The sequence below is a fragment of the uncultured Thiodictyon sp. genome, assembly GCF_903946935.1.
Lineage (GTDB): Bacteria > Pseudomonadota > Gammaproteobacteria > Chromatiales > Chromatiaceae > Thiodictyon.
This window is the reverse complement of record NZ_CAJAXH010000111.1, coordinates 1-2725: the sequence shown is the minus strand read 5'-3', so window position 1 is coordinate 2725 and position 2725 is coordinate 1. Positions and strand designations below refer to the sequence as shown.

The following is a 2725-nucleotide window of genomic DNA, read 5'->3' as shown; positions in this document are numbered from 1 at the left end:
GCGCCTCGAACAGCTCAACCTCTGGGGCTGAGTCGCCGCCTTTAGGCGGCCCAAGAACCGCGGGGCCGCGTTAGCGACCCCGTAGCCGCTTCGAGCGGCTCACGAATGAAAGCCCCCGGCTTTGCCGGGGGATGGTTACTTACTCCTGGAGGTCGGGCCGCGGATCGCGGCGGGCGCTCGGCACCCGGGCATAGAGCTTGGAGATCTCCGCCATGCGCCCGTGCGAGAGTTCCAGGATCAACTGCGCACCGCGCTCGACACCGGCGGCGAGCTGCTCGGCGCCCTGCTCGGCGATGACCTGCTCGAAGTCCTCACCGTCGCGGAACACCCGGCGCAGTAGGTCGGCCTCGGCCTTATAGACCGCCTCCTCCCAGGCGGCGGACGCGGCATAAATCCGGCGCAACTCGCTACACATCGCGGGTAGGTGGCGCACCTCGAACGGCTGGGGAGCGCGCGTACCCGTGACGGCGCGCAGGGCGCGCCAAATCGCGAAGCGCCAGGCGCGGGCGCGGAACTGGTGGTCTGTCATGAGCCCCAACACGCGGTCGAGGTTGGCCAGGTCGGCGCGGGTGAGGACCTCGGCGGGGGCGGCCGGGGCCGGGAGCGCCGGCGCGGGCGTGGGGGCGACGGGCAAGGCGGTCAGGTAGACGATGGCCTCGGCCAACTTGGAGCGGGGGAGTTCGGCCGGCTCGACGATGTGGAACTGGCGTTGCAGGCTCGCCCACAGCCCGGCGGAGACCTGCTCCTGGGTCGTGCCGTCGCGGCCCTCGCAGCGGGCGCCGATGACAGCCGCCAAGGCCTGTTGCTCGCTTGGCAGCAGGGGCCCGTCCGCCGGTTGGCTGGCCGCCGGCGCCGTCGCGGACTCGAAGGCCTGACTGACCCGCAGATGAAACGCCAGGCTGACCGACAGCCCATAGGCCAGGATGACCGGCTTGGTCGCGAAGGTGCCGTACCCCGTTTTGGCCACGACCGCTGGATGGTCCGGGGTGTCGCACTCCTTAATGAGCGCGATGGTGTGCTGGCGTTGCAGCCAGCGGGTGGGCCGGTGTTGATCATCCCCGCCCGCGGCCAGGTGGACATCGGTGATGCAGTAGCGGCCGGCCACGTCCTGCCGGATGGCGATGCCGGCGATGGTGATCGGGGGGTGTGCCGGGTCGACCACCGGCGCCGCGGCCGGACTGGCGGCCGGCGAGCGAGTCGCCTGGCCCGTCGACCAGTAGTTCCACAGCACCTCATCGCATTCAGCCTGGTAGGCCAGGATGGTGTCGCGCAGATCCGGGCGGACCTTGTTGGCGTGGACGGTCATGAGCCAGCCGCCGATTTTGCACAGCGGGAGGCAGGTCATGGGGCGCTGCTTGCCGTCCTCGGCAACCGTCACGATTTCCGTGACGGTTGATGTGTACCGCTCCTTGATCTTGATATGCTGGCTTTGCCAGGTCATGCCCATGGCCTCGACGATGGGACGCATGGCGACGAAAGGCGCGCCATTGTGATCGATCAAGCTCAGGGTGGCCCCGCGAAAGGGGACGGGCAGGACGGAGTTGTCTTGGGACATGGGGTGGTGCTCACGGCTCGTTTGCGAACCGCACACCACCGCTGCAAAACGATGGTGGGCGGACCGAGCGGGTTTGCAGACCGGGTGAGCACCGGCGAGCCTTGCGGCTCCCCACCCGGTCCACCCATAACAGGGAACTCGGGCATGAAAAAAGCCGCGATACGAGACTCGTGCGGCTTGTGGCCGCCCACCTCGGGCTGCAAAACCCGGTCGCCCGTGGTGGGCGACGCGGGGAGGATAGGCCGGAGCCGTCGCGTCCGTCAAGGCGGACGAGTCGCCAATCGCAGTGCGCAAGCGCATTCTGACCCCCGAGAAACAACGTCTGTCGCCATAAGTGACCACTATAGAGCACTATGAGCACTTTTCGCAAGCAAGCGCCCCGCCACGCGCGAAGGTCAATCGCTAGCCTTGACAGCCGTAGCTGAGCGATTACGATAACCCAATGGGTCAGTTGACCGCACCGGAGCAATTTATGAATGTTTCCCTTACTCCCAGCCTTGAAGCCCTTGTAAAAGGCAAGGTCGACAGCGGGCGTTACAGTTCCGCAAGCGACGTTATGAGCGAGGCGTTACGCCTTTTGGAAGAGCGTGACGAATTGTGCGGGTTGCGGCTTGAGGAACTAAAGCGCAATATTCAGAAAGGAATCGAAAGCGGCGATCCAACGCCTATCGATTTCCAAGCGATAAAGGCCAAGGGCCGCAAGCGACTTGCGGAACAATCGCATCAAGGATGAAATGCCGATGCCACATTGCTTGAAACGTCCGGAGGCTGAAAACGATCTTGTCGAACTTTGGTGGCTTATCGCGCAGGACAGCCCACAGAATGCTGACAGGTTTCTTGACCGTATTGAAGAAAAATGTATAGCTCTCGCTGACTTTCCGAACATGGGCGTGTCCCGTAACGATCTTCAACCCGGTTTGCGCAGCCACCCCGTCGGTAACTATCTGATTTTCTATTTTCCGCGCGATGACGGAATCGATATTGTGCGTGTTCTGCGCGGATCGCGGGATTTCGACAAGCTATTTTAGAAAACTGAAGTTTCCTACTTTTGATAGGCAGCCTTGGTCATGATGCCGCCTATGCTATTCCCAGTTCCTGCCCTTGAGCGCGTGTGCCGCACATCGGCGCGCCGGCCGGATGGTCGGAACGGTTAACGGTGACTGAGGTCGG

Annotated in this window: 3 protein-coding genes; 2 read left to right on the top strand and 1 reads right to left on the bottom strand. The window is 63.9% G+C overall.

Going from position 1 to position 2725, the window contains the following annotated elements:
• Window positions 1-139: 139 nt before the first annotated feature.
• Entirely contained in the window at window positions 140-1555 is a 1416-nt protein-coding gene (locus QZX93_RS09780) for a phage antirepressor N-terminal domain-containing protein (protein WP_295390528.1), read from the bottom strand.
• 442 nt (window positions 1556-1997) lie between these two features.
• Here QZX93_RS09780 and QZX93_RS09775 point away from each other — a divergent pair, with 442 nt between their 5' ends.
• Both QZX93_RS09775 and QZX93_RS09770 read left to right on the top strand, forming a co-directional pair.
• A complete protein-coding gene (locus QZX93_RS09775; RefSeq protein WP_295390526.1) occupies window positions 1998-2288 on the top strand; it encodes a type II toxin-antitoxin system ParD family antitoxin in 291 nt (96 codons plus the stop codon).
• Between the two features lie 7 nt (window positions 2289-2295).
• Window positions 2296-2583 carry a type II toxin-antitoxin system RelE/ParE family toxin gene (locus QZX93_RS09770; protein WP_295394555.1) on the top strand — a complete coding sequence of 96 codons (288 nt, stop codon included), beginning with the start codon at window positions 2296-2298 and terminating at the stop codon, window positions 2581-2583.
• The last annotated feature ends 142 nt before the right edge of the window (window positions 2584-2725 follow it).

What these genes read in the sequence shown, in the direction of transcription:
- QZX93_RS09780 (WP_295390528.1), bottom strand. Translation starts at nt 1,555, where the DNA reads ATGTCCCAAGACAACTCCGTCCTGCCCGTCCCCTTTCGCGGGGCCACC.
- QZX93_RS09775 (WP_295390526.1), top strand. Translation starts at nt 1,998, where the DNA reads ATGGGTCAGTTGACCGCACCGGAGCAATTTATGAATGTTTCCCTTACT.
- QZX93_RS09770 (WP_295394555.1), top strand. Translation starts at nt 2,296, where the DNA reads ATGCCACATTGCTTGAAACGTCCGGAGGCTGAAAACGATCTTGTCGAA.